This is a genomic window from Paraburkholderia sp. 40 (genome assembly GCF_050434105.1).
GTDB classification, from domain to species: domain Bacteria; phylum Pseudomonadota; class Gammaproteobacteria; order Burkholderiales; family Burkholderiaceae; genus Paraburkholderia; species Paraburkholderia tuberum.
The window spans coordinates 751,389-768,652 of sequence record NZ_JBNPVY010000002.1 but is presented as its reverse complement, the minus strand read 5'-3'; the positions used below and the strand labels follow the sequence as shown (position 1 = coordinate 768,652).

At 60.8% G+C, this 17,264-nt stretch carries 14 protein-coding genes and 3 pseudogenes; 11 read left to right on the top strand and 6 right to left on the bottom strand.

Features of this window, described 5'->3' with window-relative positions:
• Nucleotides 1–26 precede the first annotated feature (26 nt).
• From OKW28_RS04730 to OKW28_RS04690, 9 genes and pseudogenes are all read left to right on the top strand, one after another.
• Nucleotides 27–896, top strand: coding sequence for a branched-chain amino acid ABC transporter permease (locus tag OKW28_RS04730; protein ID WP_429443992.1), 870 nt, complete (start codon nucleotides 27–29; stop codon nucleotides 894–896).
• On the top strand, nucleotides 893–1,852 hold the full coding sequence (locus OKW28_RS04725; RefSeq protein ID WP_429443991.1) for a branched-chain amino acid ABC transporter permease: 960 nt from the start codon (nucleotides 893–895) through the stop codon (nucleotides 1,850–1,852). The genes OKW28_RS04730 and OKW28_RS04725 overlap by 4 nt, the downstream gene beginning before the upstream one ends.
• Nucleotides 1,849–2,598 carry an ABC transporter ATP-binding protein gene (locus OKW28_RS04720; protein WP_429443990.1) on the top strand — a complete coding sequence of 250 codons (750 nt, stop codon included), beginning with the start codon at nucleotides 1,849–1,851 and terminating at the stop codon, nucleotides 2,596–2,598. Before OKW28_RS04725 ends, OKW28_RS04720 begins: the two co-directional genes overlap by 4 nt.
• Nucleotides 2,595–3,305 carry an ABC transporter ATP-binding protein gene (locus tag OKW28_RS04715; RefSeq protein ID WP_429443989.1) on the top strand — a complete coding sequence of 237 codons (711 nt, stop codon included), beginning with the start codon at nucleotides 2,595–2,597 and terminating at the stop codon, nucleotides 3,303–3,305. The genes OKW28_RS04720 and OKW28_RS04715 overlap by 4 nt, the downstream gene beginning before the upstream one ends.
• Before the next feature lie 288 nt (nucleotides 3,306–3,593).
• A complete protein-coding gene (locus OKW28_RS04710; RefSeq protein ID WP_429443988.1) occupies nucleotides 3,594–3,782 on the top strand; it encodes a hypothetical protein in 189 nt (62 codons plus the stop codon).
• A gap of 449 nt (nucleotides 3,783–4,231) precedes the next feature.
• On the top strand, nucleotides 4,232–5,035 hold the full coding sequence (locus OKW28_RS04705) for a DUF6675 family protein (RefSeq protein ID WP_429443987.1): 804 nt from the start codon (nucleotides 4,232–4,234) through the stop codon (nucleotides 5,033–5,035).
• 718 nt (nucleotides 5,036–5,753) lie between these two features.
• Nucleotides 5,754–6,398 carry a filamentous hemagglutinin N-terminal domain-containing protein gene (locus tag OKW28_RS04700; RefSeq protein ID WP_429443986.1) on the top strand — a complete coding sequence of 215 codons (645 nt, stop codon included), beginning with the start codon at nucleotides 5,754–5,756 and terminating at the stop codon, nucleotides 6,396–6,398.
• The gene (locus tag OKW28_RS04695) at nucleotides 6,322–7,908 is read left to right on the top strand and encodes a filamentous hemagglutinin (RefSeq protein WP_429443985.1); all 1,587 of its coding nucleotides are present in this window, start codon (nucleotides 6,322–6,324) and stop codon (nucleotides 7,906–7,908) included. The genes OKW28_RS04700 and OKW28_RS04695 overlap by 77 nt, the downstream gene beginning before the upstream one ends.
• Before the next feature lie 601 nt (nucleotides 7,909–8,509).
• A pseudogene (locus tag OKW28_RS04690) lies at nucleotides 8,510–8,716 on the top strand (IS5/IS1182 family transposase); the annotation flags it as partial.
• Nucleotides 8,717–8,941: 225 nt separating this feature from the next.
• On the opposite strand, the gene OKW28_RS04685 reads toward OKW28_RS04690, so the two are convergent.
• Nucleotides 8,942–9,964, bottom strand: a complete 1,023-nt coding sequence (locus tag OKW28_RS04685) for a YncE family protein (RefSeq protein WP_429443984.1) — start codon at nucleotides 9,962–9,964, stop codon at nucleotides 8,942–8,944.
• Nucleotides 9,965–10,565: 601 nt separating this feature from the next.
• Nucleotides 10,566–10,832, bottom strand: coding sequence for a hypothetical protein (locus tag OKW28_RS04680; RefSeq protein ID WP_429443983.1), 267 nt, complete (start codon nucleotides 10,830–10,832; stop codon nucleotides 10,566–10,568).
• Between the two features lie 773 nt (nucleotides 10,833–11,605).
• Here OKW28_RS04680 and OKW28_RS04675 point away from each other — a divergent pair.
• A complete protein-coding gene (locus OKW28_RS04675; RefSeq protein ID WP_429443982.1) occupies nucleotides 11,606–11,923 on the top strand; it encodes a DUF4148 domain-containing protein in 318 nt (105 codons plus the stop codon).
• A gap of 710 nt (nucleotides 11,924–12,633) precedes the next feature.
• On the opposite strand, the gene OKW28_RS04670 is transcribed toward OKW28_RS04675, so the two are convergent.
• A complete protein-coding gene (locus OKW28_RS04670) occupies nucleotides 12,634–13,437 on the bottom strand; it encodes a DUF72 domain-containing protein (RefSeq protein ID WP_429443981.1) in 804 nt (267 codons plus the stop codon).
• A gap of 445 nt (nucleotides 13,438–13,882) precedes the next feature.
• Here OKW28_RS04670 and OKW28_RS04665 point away from each other — a divergent pair, with 445 nt between their 5' ends.
• Nucleotides 13,883–15,034 carry an IS110 family transposase gene (locus OKW28_RS04665; RefSeq protein WP_429443980.1) on the top strand — a complete coding sequence of 384 codons (1,152 nt, stop codon included), beginning with the start codon at nucleotides 13,883–13,885 and terminating at the stop codon, nucleotides 15,032–15,034.
• A 505-nt stretch (nucleotides 15,035–15,539) separates the two neighbouring features.
• On the opposite strand, the pseudogene OKW28_RS04660 reads toward OKW28_RS04665, so the two are convergent.
• The 3 genes and pseudogenes from OKW28_RS04660 to OKW28_RS04650 all read right to left on the bottom strand — a co-directional run.
• Nucleotides 15,540–16,192: pseudogene (locus OKW28_RS04660) on the bottom strand (IS701 family transposase); the annotation flags it as partial.
• Nucleotides 16,193–16,195: 3 nt separating this feature from the next.
• A pseudogene (locus OKW28_RS04655) lies at nucleotides 16,196–16,806 on the bottom strand (IS3 family transposase); the annotation flags it as partial.
• 126 nt (nucleotides 16,807–16,932) lie between these two features.
• On the bottom strand, nucleotides 16,933–17,193 hold the full coding sequence (locus tag OKW28_RS04650; RefSeq protein ID WP_429443979.1) for a hypothetical protein: 261 nt from the start codon (nucleotides 17,191–17,193) through the stop codon (nucleotides 16,933–16,935).
• Nucleotides 17,194–17,264: the final 71 nt, after the last annotated feature.

The window sequence follows — 17,264 nt, the reverse complement described above, 5'->3', positions numbered from 1 at the left end:
GGTGTGCGTCAGGATGTGAGCGGCCGATGACTCAACTACTCTTCTTCAACGTCACAAACGGGCTGATCATCGGCGCGTTTTACGTGCTGATGGCGCTTGGGTTATCGCTAATTCTGAATTTGAGCAACGTGATCAACTTTGCCCACGGAGGCTTCCTCGTCGTTGGCGGCTACATTGCATATACGATCACGCCGTACGTCGGCTTCTGGGGCGCGCTGCTGATCGCGCCGCTCTTCGCAGCCATCATCGGTCTGGTCCTTGAACGTACACTCATCCGGCGAGTCTATGGGCGCGATCCGCTTTACAGCCTGCTTCTGACGTTTGGACTGGCCTTCGTCTTCGAGGACGGCACCCGTTTCATCTGGGGCGCACAGGGCAAGCCGGTGACAATTCCAGCCGCGCTGGCTCAGCCCTTGAGCAATGAGTTCTTCTTCATCACGGGCTACCGCCTTTTCATGGTCGGCACCGTGAGTGTCACAGTCGCGGGACTCTTCATGCTCTTGCGGTACAGCCGGCTCGGCATCCGTATCCGCGCAGGCACCCTCGATCTCGAAACCGTCGCGGCGCTCGGCATCAACGTCGGCAGGCTGCGCTCGCTCAATTTCGCTGTCGGCATCTATCTCGCCGGTCTAAGCGGCGTGCTCGCCGCGGGTCAACTAGGGCTGGAGCCGACCATGGGAACGGGACTGCTGATGCCGAGTTTCATCGCTATCATCGTCGGCGGCGTCGGCAGCCTAACCGGCACGCTGCTTGGCGGTCTGCTGATCGGCATCGCTTCGGGCGCTACGGCGGTATTCCTTCCTGCAGCAAGTGAGGCGGTCATGTACGTGCTGATGGCCGTGGTATTGCTGATACGCCCGCGTGGCCTGCTCGGCGAAGAAGGCATGCTGACATGAGCGAACAGGCGCGACCTCGCCGCTTGCTAGCGGTGGCGGCGATCTGGACCGCGCTACTGCTCGCGCCGTATTGGATGACACCGCTCGGCGGCTATACCGCGCTCGGCACGCGCGTTCTCGTGCTCGGATTGGCCGCCATGTCGGTCAACTTCCTGCTCGGCTTCACGGGTGTGCTGTCGTTCGGTCACGCGGCGTATTTCGGGCTCGGCGCTTATGGCGCCGGCTTAGCTTTGAAATTCCTGGCGCCGAGCACGCCTCTCGCGCTGCTGTGCGGCACGCTGCTGGGCGGGATTGCGGGCACCCTGCTTGGCGCGCTCATCGCACGACGGCGCGGCGTCTATTTCGCGATGGTCACCATCGCCTTCGGGCAGGTCTTTTACTACATCGCCTTCCAATGGAGTTCCTTGACTGGCGGCGACGACGGGTTGCGCGGGTTTTCGCGCCAGCCGCTCAATCTCGGCATCGCCAGGGTCGACATCCTCTCGAACTCCAACGCGTTCTACTACTTCGTGCTGTTCTGTCTCGCGCTGGCGGTCGGCTTGATGGGCTTCATCCTGCGCTCCCCGTTCGGCCGCACGATGATCGCGATCCGCGAAAATGAGCGGCGCGCCCGCTTTCTCGGTATTCCCGTCGACCGCCATATCTGGATCGCCTTCACGCTGTCCTGCTTCTTCATGGGGTTCGCCGGTGCCCTCTACGCGCTGCTGAACAACTTCGCCGACCCGCGCGGGCTGCACTACAGCCAGTCCGGCGATTTCGTGATGATGGCGGTCATGGGCGGCATGCGCAGCGTATGGGGACCGCTGCTTGGCGCCGCGGTATTCGTCGTGCTGCAGGATTACCTGTCAAGCGTCACCGTCAATTGGATGTCGTTCGTCGGCATGCTGTTCGTCGGGATCGTGCTGTTCTTCCCACGCGGCTTGCTCGGCTTCGTTCGGCGCAAGGGCGAATCATGAGCGTTCTCGAGGTCAGAAGCGTCAGCAAGCGCTTCGGTAGTCTGGTCGCGGTGCGCGACGTATCGCTTGCCGTGGAGAGGGGCGAGTTGCGCGCCATTATCGGACCGAACGGCGCTGGCAAGACAACCTTTTTCAATCTCATCAGTGGCTTTTTCCCACCGACCCTTGGAACGATCGTATTCGACGGACGCGACATCACGGCGCTCCCAGCACATGGCCGAGTCGCTGCCGGCATCGCCCGCACGTTCCAGATAACAGAGATTTTTCCCGAACTCACCGTGTTCGAGAACGTGCGCGTCAGCACGGAAGTGACAGAGGGCTTTCGCCTACGGCCGTGGATCAGCCGGAACGAAAGGGCGAGGGTCCGCGCTAAAGTCGAAGAGACGCTCGAGCTAACAGGTCTTCGTGCCAAATCCGACCGTCTGGTCGGAGAGCTCTCGCATGGCGACCAGCGAGTCGCCGAGATCGCGATGGCGCTGGCACTGCGGCCGCGTCTGCTGTTGCTCGACGAGCCCACCGCCGGCATGGGCGACCAGGAGACCGGCGAGATTACGCAGCTCGTGCGCCGCCTGCATCGCAACAACAACTTCACCATCGTGCTGATCGAACACGACATGCGCATGGTCTTCGGTCTCGCCGATCGAGTCACGGTCCTCGATCAAGGCAGCCTCCTCGCCGAGGGCACACCCCAGGAGATCGCCTCCAACGAGGCCGTACAGGCCGCTTACCTGGGTAATACCGCATGAGTGCAGCGCTTACCGCACAAGGCCTCCATACCTACTACGGCAAAAGCCATGTCCTGCATGGTGTGAGCCTGGAGGTTGCGGAAGGTCGGATCACCGCATTGCTCGGCCGCAATGGAGCCGGCAAGACTACGACTTTGCGGACTCTCATGGGCTTGACACCGGCGCGTCAAGGGCGCGTGACGATCTTCGGCATGGATACCACGCGTTGGCCGACATTCCAGATCGCGGCGAGCGGCGTAGGCTATGTCCCTGAGGGGCGGAGAATCTTTGCCAATCTCAGTGTCGAGGAAAATCTGAAAGTGCCCTTTGAACGAGGCGGCCCTTGGACAATCGCGCGGATTTACGAACTGTTTCCGCGCCTGGCAGAGCGCAAGTTCAGCCGAGGGCGCCAGCTCTCCGGCGGCGAGCAGGAGATGCTGTCAATCGGTCGCGCGCTACTGCTCAATCCCCGGCTGCTCATTCTCGATGAGCCGTCGCAGGGCCTTGCCCCGCTGATGGTTCGGGACGTGTTTCGCGTTGTGTCGCAGATGCGCAACGAGGGGATTCCAGTCCTGCTTGTCGAGCAGAATGCGCGCATGAGTCTTGAGATTTCTGATTACGCTTATGTCCTGGACGATGGGGGCATCGTCTATTCAGGAAATTCACGCGAGCTCGCTACCGATGAAAGCCGTGTCCGAGCCCTAACCGGTGCGAGCGCGGAGCAATGAGCGCCTGCATAGCCGGCTTGCCGGTCTCCGCTGCACAGAGTCCGTGTCTGCTTCTTGGCAGACGCGACGCCTGCGGCCCGCGCGTGCGAAAGTGAGAGTCTACCGTCAGCGAGGATCTTCTAGCGGTGCTTCTTAGAGCGCGATGGACGGTCGCTTCGCCTATAGCAGCGAGTGACCGGCAAAGGTCGTGTCGCCCGATCGCGTCGCTCGAAACCGGTCATTGTGGAATCACCTCGGTTGTGAAGGAATGACCGGCGATTTTAGCCGACAAAGGACCGGCGTCCGAACGTGAACGAATGGCGGTTAGACTTTGATTGTGTTGAAAAAGTCGCCGCGTGGTTTTCTCAGTTCTCCTGCGCGAAAATCGACCTCTCAGATCGGCCTACAAACCGCTCGCGCGTGCCGGCCAAGGGTAAGAAGACCCCTGAAAACCTCGCGACAGAGACGGTCAACGACTTTTTCAACAGTATCCTTTGAGAACGGTCATAGGCATCGCGGAGACCCGAATGACGGCAACGGGTCGACGGACGCCCATGGCGCTCTGTTGATCTTAGTTTAAGAGCTGGTTGCGATGACGTAGGAAATGCGCTCGGTAGCTGTGTCGTTGCGATAACTTTTCTGACTCAACACACTCCTTATTCGACTAGACTCCATATCACGAAAGCGCGCCTCACTTTCTGCTCCGCTTGCGCGCCGGTAACGGACAGGCTTTCCGGACGCGTTGAAGGCCGCGGCGAGACCGAGTGGCTCGCGACGATCAACTGACCGATGCTGATCGCCCTTCTCGGATCGGCGGCGTTCCTGTCCGTCAGATGGCCAGGACCCTTGATGCGCCACTACGTCGCGCTGTGATATTTCCACATCGGCGCCGCAGCCATCTACGTCGTCAAGTTTCTGGCGGAGCCGCTGCTGGGAGGCAAGCCCGGATGAGCGTCACGCGTCCTCGCGGTACGTATTGCCTGAAGGCAGCCGCCCGCTGCGCGCCGCTGGTCGTTGCCGCTGGCTTCGCCGCGGCAACCCCATTACCAACGCCGCCGTGCGGGACACCGCCGGTGCCGGCCTACGCGTCGCTGGGCATGCAACCCGCGATGGCGATCGTGCGCGCCGAGGAGCTCGATACGGGCGTGTGGCGGCCGTCCTCGTGCACCGGATGGCCTGCCGCGTCCCGCTCACGGGTTGTCGTTGCGGTCGCGGGGCTGGTCCGCGTCGCCGACGGTCCCGAGACGCTGTTGGGACGTGCCGGGGCGGTCTCCGCCCTGCGCACCGTGCGCTACTGGTCCACGACCGACAAGAGGTGGCGTCCCTTGTTCCTGGATGCCGCAGCGCTGTCCGCCGAGGGCGGGGAGCGGCGCGGTGATTTCCGCCCGTCGGAACTGCAAGCCGGTCGAACCTTTTACTACTGGGTGGACGACAGCCGCTCCGGACCCTTGGTGTACCGGGTGCGGGTGCTGGAGCATACCCCGCACCGGGTGGCGCTGGCCGAGGAAAATGTGTCGCCGGTCCGAGCGTTGGGACTGACGCTGTTTCAGCCGGCTGCGCTGCAGACGGTGGTGTTCGCACAGCGCCAGACGAACGACGTATGGGGCCTGTACATTCTTGTGCGTATCGACAGGCAAGCCAGCAGTTTCATTGCGAGCGGGCACGAGGCTTCTACGGCGAACCGGGCGCTGGCACTGTACCGGCACTTGGCCGGCGTCCCGACCGACGCCGATCCACCGGCCGTGCGATGACTTGGGTCGTAAGGGCGTGATCTGACGCGGACAATGCCTTCGTCGATACCTCAATCTCCTGCCGCGCTTCGCGCGCGGACGCTTGCGGGCGTGTTGTACGGCCTCGCGTTTCGCAGTGTTGTTCGTCTTAATCGAAAACCGTCAGTGGGAATTCAATAATTCGATTTATGGGAACTGAGTTCCCCACGTCCGACTATGAGCCGGTTCGCGCCAAAGGGGGCGTATCGGCCGCTGTTCTGTTCGTGTGACAACACCCGGCCAGGAACTGTCATTCGCCGCTGCTGTTGACAAGACATTTAGACGTCGGTTCTGCAGCCGCCAGCGGCCATTGGCCACCGCAACACAACTGATCTTCTTGGTCCGCCTTCTTCGGGTTCGGTATGTCTACAGCCTTGGTTTGGACCTTCCCTTGTTTCCCTTGTGGTTACCGCGTTCTGAACAAGCGAGGTGGCACAAAAGTCCGATAAGAAGGCGCGAAGCGCTGAGATGTAGGCATGCACGCGCGAGGCCAACTGCTATTCTTCAGACGTCGCGACTCGCGCGTCTCCGGTCGGCTCTGCGGGTCGTTGGCCCCCTTTCCGCATGCATGCGGAAAGGGGGCTGTATGTCACGTCCAGAACAACCTCGGTCCGCGCGATGCGCACCCCATCGTCAACAGTCAAACCGACGCATCTGGCTCGCCATTGGCATTTCGCTGACTGGGCTGTCCCTGACACCCGTGGCGTTCGCGGCGGGCAGCCTTCCGCAGGGCGGCCGTTACGTCGCCGGCACGGGCACGATAGCGGGCGCGGGCAACAGCCTCGTGATCACCCAACCCGGTTCGACCCGCGGTGTGATCGACTGGAACAGCTTTTCGGTCGGCGGGAGCAACAGCGTTAGGTTCGACAATGGCACCGGCGCAACCTTGAACAGGGTCACCGGCGGCTCGCCCTCTGCCATCCTCGGCAGGCTCGGCGCAACCGGCAGCGTCTATATGATCAATCCGCAGGGCATCGTCGTCGGGCCATCGGGCGTGATTACCACCGGCGGACGTTTCGTCGCGTCGACGCTGGACATCTGCAACGACGCGTTCATACAGGGCAGCGGCTCGCTCACGCTGTCAGGCAACTCGAACGCAGCCGTGATCAATCTCGGCAAGATCAGTTCGGGCGGCGGCGATGTATTCCTGATTGCGCGACACGACGTCATCAACGCAGGCACCGTCGCAGCGCCCCACGGCCAGTTCCGCCGTGCCGTTGGGGGAGCAGGTACTGCTGCAGGACTCGGCCGGCAGCAGGCAGGTGTTTGTGCAGACAGGCAGTCAGGGCACGGTCGTCAACAAGGGGCGGATAACCGCCGCGCAGATCAGTCTGCAGGCTGCTGACGGCAACGTGTATGCGCTCGCAGGCAGCGGCACGCGCATCCGCGCGACGGGCACGGCGAGCCGCGACGGCCATGTGTGGCTGGTCGCCGACAGCGGCCGTGTCGAACAGTACGGCACGATCACCGCAAACAACGCGGACGGCAGCGGCGGAACCGTCGATACGCAAGCGGCACAACTCACTTTCGGCAGGCACGCAGCGGTTTACGCGGGGCAGTGGAATCTGTCGACGCCCGACTTCACGATCGACGACTCCGCCGCGCATACGTTGCAGCGCAGCCTGAACGCGGGCACCTCGGTGGACGTCGAGACGACGGGCGCCAACGGCGCGACGGGCGACCTGGGCGTCGCGTCGAGCCTGCGCTGGCACGGTCCCGCTTCGCTCACGCTTGCCGCATACCGCGATGTCTCCGTCGCGAACGGCACGACGATCGCGAACAGCGGTGCGGGCAATCTGACCTTGCGTGCCGACGCCTCCGGAATCGACAACAGCGGCAGTGTCGTCAACGGCGGCACGGTCGACTGGTCGAAGAGCACGGGCATCGTCAGCGCGCTCTACGATATGAACGGCAGTTTCAGCCCCGGCACGCTCGTCAGCAATGCGACCTGGCAAGCGCCGCTCTACAGCGGACTCGTCACGCAGATAACCGGCTATCAACTCGTCAATTCGGTCACGGACCTTCAGAACATCGGAAACAATCTTGCCGGCAATTACGCGATAGGCAAAGACCTCGACGCTGGCAATTCCGCGTTCCAGACGCTTGGTTTCGCTGCCGGCACGTCGTTCACGGGGCAGTTCGACGGTATGTGGCATACGATCTCCAACCTCTTGCCGCGCTTCGATGCGGTGTTTGGCGATATCGGTCCAAGCGGCGTCGTGCGCGACCTGAACGTCAACGCGAACGTCGGCCAGGTGTTTTTTTTCCTTGCTAACGGGACCGCGATACTGGCCATTCAGAATCACGGCGCCATTGCCAACGTGTTTACGTCCGGGGTCATTGCCTCAGAGAACCTTGGCAACGACTACGCCGGACTTGTCGCGACCAACTTCGGGTTGATCGCGCGCTCGGGCAGCAGCGCTACCGTCACGGCGGATAGTGCTGTCGGCGGGCTGGTTATCAGTAACGAAGGCACGATCACCGAGTCATATGCCACCGGCCCGGTCTCCGGATTTAGCTCGCACAGTTCAGCCGGAGGACTCGTTGGATCATTCGTTGGGAACACCGGCACGATCACACAGTCGTTTGCGTCCGGAAGGGTGTCCGCATTATCGGGGATAGCTGGCGGTATCTGCGCCACGTGCGGTGCTCTTGGGAGCGACGTTTACTGGAACGTCCAGACGACGGGACAACCGGCGAGCGGCGGCAATCTGCCGGCGGCGAACGGGCTCACTACCGCCCAGATGAGCGACCCGACAAGTTTTGCTGGGTGGAACTTCGGTCCCAACGGCGTGTGGGTGATGCTGCCCGGTGCCACCCACCCCGTTCTCGCCTGGCAGGTCGCCCCGCACTGAACCCAGGGTTCGTCTTGCGGAGCATCAATAGCACAGCCTCAGTCGCATAGTCGGATTGCGGGCACCACGGTCATTGGATGAGTCGGAAATGCGGGCAGTGGAAATTGCGTTCTCTCCGGAACTGGCCGGTTGACCCATCGTCTTCGACCGATTGATTGCTGCTCTAATTGAGGAGTTGTCAGGGGAAGTGGGCACGGACGAGATTGTGATAGCTTCACGGATCTCGCTCGACGGCGAAGTCATCCGAGATGACGCCTGTGTGCCTTGGCGTGATACGCACCGAGAACGCTTTTGTGTACGCGTATCGCATCGCCGATTACCGGTCGCCGGCAGCAACGCGCGGACGTCTCAAAGACTTCGAAAACGGTCGTTCATGGCGACCGTGCCCGAGGGACCGTTGAGGGTCGGCTACGGAAGTTCGACGCGGCGGTGCGGCCGACAATCACCGGAGGCCGCTCGATTTCCGGGATCGGCCAACTTCGGCCTGTGGCCCGTGCTTTCAGGCGGACATTCAAACGTCGCCTCCACGCAGGTAACGGACCTTCGCGCGGCGACCGTGTCCGTCGCGTCATCTGGAGGTTTGTTCGACGCCTGCCTTGCAGACGTGAAAGCGCGTCGCAAGAATCGCAACAAGTCGAAGATCCTGGCTCGAATTGACTATGTTTGCGCTGTCGTCAAGCGTCTGTGGAGATGCACGAACGTGCCCTATCGCGGTCTGGCGAAGAATCCAAACCGCGCGTTCGTGGCGCAGGCCTTGGCGGGCATCCATTTCTCGCGCGCGCAATTGATAACTCGCGCGCGCCGGTAACGGGTGAAAGATGGCTAAAGGCTCTCGCGCAAGGCCCGCTCGGACCAAAATCCAATGGGTGAAGCGCGGCTTCATGAATTCGCCGCATTCAAAGCGTTGACACACCGCAAATTCATCGGCTCGTTCAGCGTTGCCCTAATGTTCGCCAACGGGTTCACGAACGTCGCCTGACGAAGGTAGCAAAGCCCAATTACCTTCAGCGGCGCTCAACGCAATGCGCGCTGGTCAATTGACGCGAAAAACCTGCAGGCCGGCTTCGGCGGCTTGAGGCCCCTTCGTATGCACGACATATAACCGGTGCAGCGAAGGGATGTAAGCAGAGGTCTTGCCACCTAGGGTGTCGATATGCTGTTCGATCCGATAGTGGTCAGGGTCCGTTTGCTGCACAACGTCCAATCCGCCTGCGCCCGTGACATAGAGCCGATGATGATTTGCGTCGAAGTGCATGTCGTCGGATACGTCAACGATATTAAGCGACTGGACAACAGATCCGGAATCGGAGTCGAGCACGTAAAGCTTCCCCGGCGTCCTCGAACCAATGAACAGGCGCTTGTGCTCGCTGTCGAATGCCATCGCAGAGTTACGGCTCGGGCCGGGAACGGTCCAGACGCCAACTAACTTGCGTGCTTTGAGATCGATCACGCCGACTTGGTTTTTGTCTCGAAGATTTACAAAGAGGCGGCCCGAGGCATGATCAATGACCATCCCCTTCAACTGAGCGCCGGGCACGTGGATTTCTCCGAGAACCGCGCCATCCGAAAGCGAGAGCAGAGTGATATAGGCGTCGTCTTGATGGGACTGCACGCCTCCGTTTCCCACATAAAATATTCCGTTCTTCCAGTCAGCGACCCCGGAGTCGGGTTGGGGTTCAAGGGAGATCGTCTTCTCCACCTGGAAATTCGACATATCGACGATCTTAACATTTGCATCGCCAGCATCCGCGATGAACATAGTTTTGCCGTCGTTCGTCAGGAGGATTTTGTGCGGCGACTTTGCCACGGCTCGTTTGCTTGACAGATGCTCGCCGTCTGGCAGGCTGAACACCTCGATTGACCCGTACTGCTCTGCCGAAACGTACAACCGACGATGGGGCAAGTCGACAGCGAAATGATCAAAGTCTCCGCCCGTGACAGCCGGTAACGGTATCGTTTTTAACCAAGTCAACGGCGCCGGGCTCGCCGTCGCCATCAATGGAAAAATGATCAGGCAAGCCGAAAACAGACGGAGGAGAGTCGGGAGTACGTTCATGACGTTTTGATCATCCGAGCGACGAGCGCCTTGTTTGAGGAATCCGCATTATGAGCCACGCAGGTTAACGGGCGGCGACGCGATGATTACAGATCTGTCATTGCGATCGCGACAGGTGCTTGAGTTCGAACGTCCCGAGGGCTGTCATTCGCGAGATGCTGATTCTGTGACAGCCCTAACGGCGGCTTCGGCCGAGCAACCTCCGACCTGCACTAATGCGCGAACGGCCGTTGTACCTTGATACTGTTGAAAAAGTCGCTGACCGTCTCTGTCGCGAGGTTTTTAGGGGTCTTCTTACCCTTAGCCGGCACGCGCGAGCGGTTTGTAGGCCGATCTGAGAGGTCGATTTTCGCGCAGGAGAACTGAGAAAACCACGCGGCGACTTTTTCAACAGTATCCCTTGGAAGCCGCCGTCAAGGACACGCTGGGTCGAAGGGCCGAAGTGGGTCGGCTACGGAAGTTCGACGCGGCGGTGCGGCCGACGGTCACCGGAGGCCGCTCGATTTCCGGAATCGGCCCAGGTCCGGTCAGTCGGACTTCATGCGCGAATGACGGGTACTTAGACCGAACCGGCCGGTCGTGTGCACCGCTGCAGCGCGGCTTAAAGATCCTGGCCAGTAATCTCGATGCGCTCTCCACTCGATGGAGGTATTTTGCGTTCCGCAACGCCCACTAACTTTTGCTTTCCCAACTGAAACGCGAGCAGCAACTGCTTCTGGCTGTCGTCTGCCGCTCCGAGGTATTCGCAAACAACCTCCGGTCTGAGTTCGAAGGCGCAGTATCCCCACCCGAAGCCGTACGCGGAGAACCACAGCGCTGACCGGCTGTCGACGATTGGGGTTGTCAGTTTGATGTGTGGCGAATCCATGGCGTTCGCCCTCCAGACTGGTGGTTGCCGAACTGGATTGTCCCACAACGCGTCCTCGTGGCCGACCGCTAGGCGACCGCCGCACTGATGACAGGCGGCTTCGGCTGGTTGTCGAAGGTCTGCCCGGCGGGGTGGCATCTTCGGCTGCATACAGGTCTCACCTAAAGTGGGGCTTTGAATGGCGCATCAGGGTCGGCTACGGAAGTTCGACGCGGAGGTGCGGCCGACGATCACCGGAGGCCGCTCGATTTCCGGGATCGGGCAACTACGGTCGTTGGTCCGAGCTTCCAAACGGACATTCGAAGGTCTTCTCCGCCCCTGCCAACAGACGTTCGGATTCAAGACACCATCATTGCGTTTCCGGCCGAAGCAGGAACTCGCCCCCCGCATCCGCAGCCCGTGTCGAGCACCCGCTTTCACCGCGCGGGTGCTTCAGTAACAGCGTGTTTGACCCTCCCGAACTACGTCGCGATGGTCGTCCCTGATCTAGCAAACGACAGTTCAGATTGTCGCATCGCAAGCGTGGCCAAAAAGCGTTCGATAGACCATTCGACGGTTGCAGCCAAACGTATCTCTTGCCGATGATTTCTGCTGGTTACGCTTCGCAGGCAATCCGAACATGACATCAATGTAATGTGAGCGTCAGCGTGCATCAACCTTCGTTGTACAGAATGAAGCTTACTCACTCCCGTTTCCGACGAGATGGTGAGATCGGGGGCTTCAATCATCGCGCGTGAAGCTCCTCATACCCTAAATTCAGGAGGTGATTCACTATGAAGGCTCTTATCTATGCAGCGCTGGTTGCCGGCGTACTTGTCGCTCCCGCGGTCTCTTTTGCACAGGACGCTACCGCGCCGTTGTCACGTGCCGAAGTGCGCGCTGATCTAGTTCGGCTAGAACACGCCGGGTACCGGCCGGCCGCCAACGATGTGCACTACCCGGCAGATATCCAGGCGGCTGAGGCGCGGCTTCAAGCGCAGAACGTCACGATGTCGGGGAGCACAGGCGAAGGCGGAGTGTCGGATGGCTCCTCGCAGGCGGGTGCGCCAACGGCGACCGAAGGTACTCACTCGATCTACTTCGGTCACTGATGCTCGGATGTCCTGCGAGCAGCCCTCGCCAACCGCTGAGATGCGACGTTGATCCGCTGCTAGGCGGTCCGAACCATTGTTCGTGATCGCCAGGATCAGACATGGATGACCGGCTGCAGTCCAAGAGCCTGAAATCCCGTTTGACCGATCACTTGCCATCCCACATGTCTAACGAGCGGCCGCTACACCATTGGCAACTGACGTTGAGTTCGCGCCGGATCGAAGGGCTGCTCCGGGTCGAAAGTGTGAGTTTGCCGAAACTGAAAGCTGTCGTCCGCTGCACTACGCCACCGTCGTCGGCAAACCGCCGCATTGCTGACGCCGAACCCGGACCGGCCCAATGTCGGCAATGGCCGAGAAGCAGGCAGCGGTAGTTGCGCGCACAACGACTGAAGTTCGGACAGGGCGGACGCTCGTCGACCAGGATGGGTACGACGGGACACTGGTTTAGTCCGGCCATTCACCGAAGGCAACGGTGGAAGTTCGCTACCCACCTGGATGAATACATAACTCCGAACCGAAAGCGCTGTTTGGATTTACTCGAAGCAGCCATTGGAGGAAAAATTGGCTGCTGGACCGAAGTTGCTAATGCTGTGACGCGCCAGCTTGAGAGCGAACCCTTTGCGGGCTTCGCTCTTTTTCGTTGCGTGCACCTCGGGTTCTGCTCGCAATACGATCAACGCGTACGCATATCACTCAACCTTAGCCTGTCACAGGCGCTCGATGATGGCTTTTGCCGCGTCCGGGTTGCGTTCCTTGAAGCCGCTGATCACGTAGAGGTAAACATCGCGCGCGCTTTTTGCGGCTGCCTTGGCCTCGACGGGTTCGATATCTTCGGGAATGGTGCCTGCGGCAAGCTGGCGTGCGCGCTCGGCCCACGCATCGAGCGCCTTCTTCGAATAACCTTGGGCCTGCTTTTCGGACGTCCCCATGATGCGCGCATACACAAAGGGTGCGGTGAGACTGGCGATCTGAGGATAATGGCTATCGCCTGCGAGTACGATCGCCACGCCATATTTGCGCGCCAGCGCGACAAAGACTTCGTTGCGGAAACTCTCGTGTCGAACTTCGACGGCATGCCTTAGCGTGAGTCCGTCGAGCTTCCTGGGCAGCAACGCCAGAAACGCTTCGAAGTCGTCTGCGTCGAATTGCTTGGTTGTGGCGAACTGCCAGTTGATCGGACCGAGTTTTTGTTTCAGATGCACGAGGCCACTGCCGAAGAAGCGTTCGATACTGTCGCCGGCCTCGGCCAGCACACGCCGGTTGGTCGCGTAGCGCGGCGCCTTGAGTGCAAATACAAAATCGTCAGGCGTCTCGTCGCGCCACTTCATATAGCTCTCGGGTTTCTGCAAGCCATAGAAGGTCCCATTAATTTCGATGGTCGTCAGCTGGCGGCTCGCGTATTCGAGCTCGCGTTTTTGCGTCAGATCCGGCGGATAAAACACCCCGCGCCATGGGCCATAGGTCCAGCCTCCAACGCCAACCCGGATTCGCGGTTTCGTGCGTGTCGCCATATGCGGTTTTCCTCGTAGCTCCGGGTTGCCTCGGGGCGCTCAGGTGTCGATTCCAACTTAATAGCTGTACCGTGCGTCCATGCAGGCATGACCTGTGGGTCGTTATTACAACTGTCTCGCCAATGGTAGCGGACAACACCCACGCCTGTCTGCTAGTAGCAGCCTGCCCGATCATGCGTCGCTGGTAATGACGGGGGTGGGGAACATTGCGGAAAACGACCGCGAGCGTGAGGCCTGCCCGGAGCCGGGCGGGGAGGCAAAAGCCTGCAGGCATCGGTGCGGGAGCTGGAATGGCGCGATCGCGCAGTAAACGCGAGGAGAACTCTCGCGAGCGTCGTGAGTTCAATCCAGCCAAAGACACTAGATACTATGGAAGGGCCGCGGAAGTAAGCCTCCTGGAGTAAAACGAGGATTCCAACACCCGTTTTCCGAGAGGAGTACGCAAATGAATGCGCCTCGCACGGCCCTTCATGGGCAGGATACAACCATCACCGGATCGCTGTATGTCGCCTTCGAACTGGGTGACAGGAGCTGGAAGCTCTCGCTGGGCGATGGGGTGCGCTCGCCAAGCCGCTGCACAGTGGCCGCTGGCGATACGGCTGCAGTCTTCACGGCGATTTCAAAGGCCAAAGTGCGCTGTCATCTGGCCACCGATGCCCCGGTGCGCAGCTGTTATGAAGCCGGGCGTGACGGCTTCTGGCTGCACCGCTGCCTGGAAGCACATCAGATCACGAACCTCGTGGTGGATTCAGCCAGTATCGAAGTGAACCGGCGCAGACGTCGCGCCAAGACCGACCGTCTCGACAGCGACAAGCTGCTGTCGATGCTGATGCGCTACTACGGTGGTGAGCTCCGGGTTTGGGCGGTCGCACGTATCCCCACCCCCGAACAGGAAGATGCGCGGCGGGTACACCGTGAACTCGATCGCCTGCGGCAAGAGCGCACTTCCCATAGCAACCGCATCCGCTCGCTGCTGGTACTCCACAACCTGCGGCCCGAGCGAATCAGCGGCTGCGCGTGGGTGCACTGGTGGGCGCAGCACACCACACAGCTGTTGCCAGCCCTGCGCGCCGAGATCGAACGCGAATTCGAACGGCTGTTGCTCACTGCCAGGCAGATCAGGGCGCTCGAGGTACCGCAACAGCGCGAGGTGCGCAGCGGTGCGCAACCCGCGATCGCGCGGCTCGCGCGCCTTGCGGGTATCGGCACCGGCAGCGCCTGGGTCCTGATCAGGGAACTGTTCGGCTGGCGGCAGTTTCACAACCGCCGTGAAGTGACCGGCTGCCTGGGCCTGGCCCCGACGCCCTATGCCAGCGGTACGAGTGAAGTTGAGCAGGGCATCAGCAAGATCGGCAACAAGCGAGCCCGATGGCTGATGGTGGAACTGGCGTGGAGCTGGTTGCGCTTCCAGCGCAGCAGCGAGCTAAGCGACTGGTTCAACGAGCGCTTTGCAGGCGGCGGCAAGCGTATGCGACGCATCGGCATTGTGGCACTTGCCAGACGTCTGGCGGTCGCGCTATGGCGCTATCTGGAATTCGGCGAGATTCCCCTCGGGGCAACCCTCAAGCCCCCCGCGAAGAAGGCGACAGCGACCTGAGTACCAACGTCGAGCGGCAACAGCATTTGAAGGTTCGGCGCGCCCGGACAGTAAGAGGGTTACCTTCGCAGGTAACCGTAGTTCTAGATGGGGCGCGTCCATAATGGGGTGGTTCCAGCGCCTTGCGCATGCGGTATGTGGTGCCCGGTCTCGTGCCGGCACGGATAGAAGTTGGTCCGGTCAAGTGTCCGGACTTCAGACACCCCGACCTCACTACTGTTCTCGCTTGATATGGAGGATTGCAAAACATCTGATCGAGTAGGTTATCCACCACTGGCCGGCGTCGTGGTCGTAACAGGCGACCCGCCGGCCGGCCGTGGATAACCTGTCGCGCTCTCGAATGGGAGATAACTGACGGAAAAACGGATCGCGAAAGGGCTTGACTTCCATTGCCCCATAGAAATCTTACTGTGTCACAAAATATTTTGATGAAGAGCAGAACGGACATCGTCGGAGGCGTTGCGCGATGTAAGCCGCGAGACGCCAGCGCAAGCTGGCAATCGAATCAGCCACGTGCCGTTGGGCGCGCTGGGGAGCCTCGCGGCACGTAGTCGTCGGGTAGGGTAAAGAAGCTGCCGACGGCGAAGTTTTTTTTACCAGCGCCCTGAATCAGGCGCTGCGTAACCAGAAAGCCGTAGGCCGCGATGCAGAGCGACGCATGATGGTGGAACCCGCGCCAACTGCGCTCTTCGAAGTGGCCCAGGCCGAACTCCTGCTTCAGATCCTGGTAGTCGCGCTCGATGCGCCAACGCATCTTCGCGACATTCACCAGGCGTTGCAGGGACGTCACATTCGGAAGTGTTGAGAGCCAATATTTAGCCGGTTTAGGATCGCCCTGAGGCCATTCAATCAGCAGCCATTCCTCATCGCGCTGTGTGGAGCGCCAGTAATCACGGTGCGAGGCACGTACGCGTACGGCAGCAAACCGCGAACTCAAGGCGGCACGGGTTCCTTCGCGCCAATGATCACCTGGTAGCACTCGGCATCTAGACCGAGCGCGAGCGCTTTGACTGATACCGGCTCGTGCCCGGGCGCGCGGCGCAACAGTTTGCGTGGCCGCCCAGGCTGTCCTGTGGGCGGCTCGACACTCAGGGGTGCCGTGCCGGGAGCCCAGACGCGGGCGCTGGACTGAATACCCACTGCGTAAGCCAGTCCCAATTACGGCCAGATCTTGTGCCGCGCATTGCGTCGGCTCGTGTTCGGCTCGCAGTACAGCGCCTCGATACCCATGCGCTTCATCAGCGTGCGCGCGCGCCTGCGGCCAATCTCGTGTCCCTCGCGACGCAGCAGTCGCGCCAGCATCCGCGCTCCGGCAAACGGAAACTCCATGTGCAGTTCGTCGATCCGGCGCATCAGCAACTGGTCTGCGTTGCTCACCGGTTGCGCCCGGTAATACACGCTCGATCTTGCGATACCAACGAGTCGCGCCTGCTGCGAGACCGGCAATGCGTGTGTACGATCGATCATCGCTTTGCGCTCAGCAATCCCGCCTTGTTGAGCGCGCCGCTTAAAAAATCGTTCTCGAGCGTGAGCTGGCCGATCTTCGCATGTAGCTCCTTCAAATCGACTTGCGGCTCGCTCGACGCCGTGCCGCCTGCGCCAAACACGTCGGCGGCACGTTCCTGCAACTGCCGCTTCCATTCGGTGATCTGGTTCGGGTGCACATCGAACTGCTGCGCCAGTTCGGCTAGCGTCCGCTCGCCCTTGACCGCCGCCATCGCCACTTTCGCTTTGAACGCGGCTGAGTGCGTCCGTCGGGTTCTCTTCGTCATCTTCCTGGTTCCTTTGTCGGCATTATCGCCGGCTCAGGCCCCGAGCATTCCACTTATCCGACTGTCCGAATTTGCGCGCCCACCTCTAAGCACGTTGGAATGCACACCTGGAAAATAACGTATGCATCATTGCTTCTCATCCGATGCCGACCAATGGTTTATCGGCGCACGACAACAGCGCGACGTCGCCTGGCGCCGGTCGCGTGGTGCGATAATGGCGACCGTTGGATTGTCAGACGGAAAGAAGAGCTGCGCGAACGCCAACGACGCCGCAGTCGCACGGATGAAGAAGTCGTAATGCTCCAATGCCGGGCCAAGCCAGCCGCTGGGTGCGGCGATCTTCCACTGGCGCTGGTCGTGGGGCTTAACCAGGGTGTTCCGATTCATGCCTGTCTTATTATGAGAGTTGTCAAGGGAGCAGTTGACCGGTCGCTTCAGGCGATCGAGTTACTCGCACG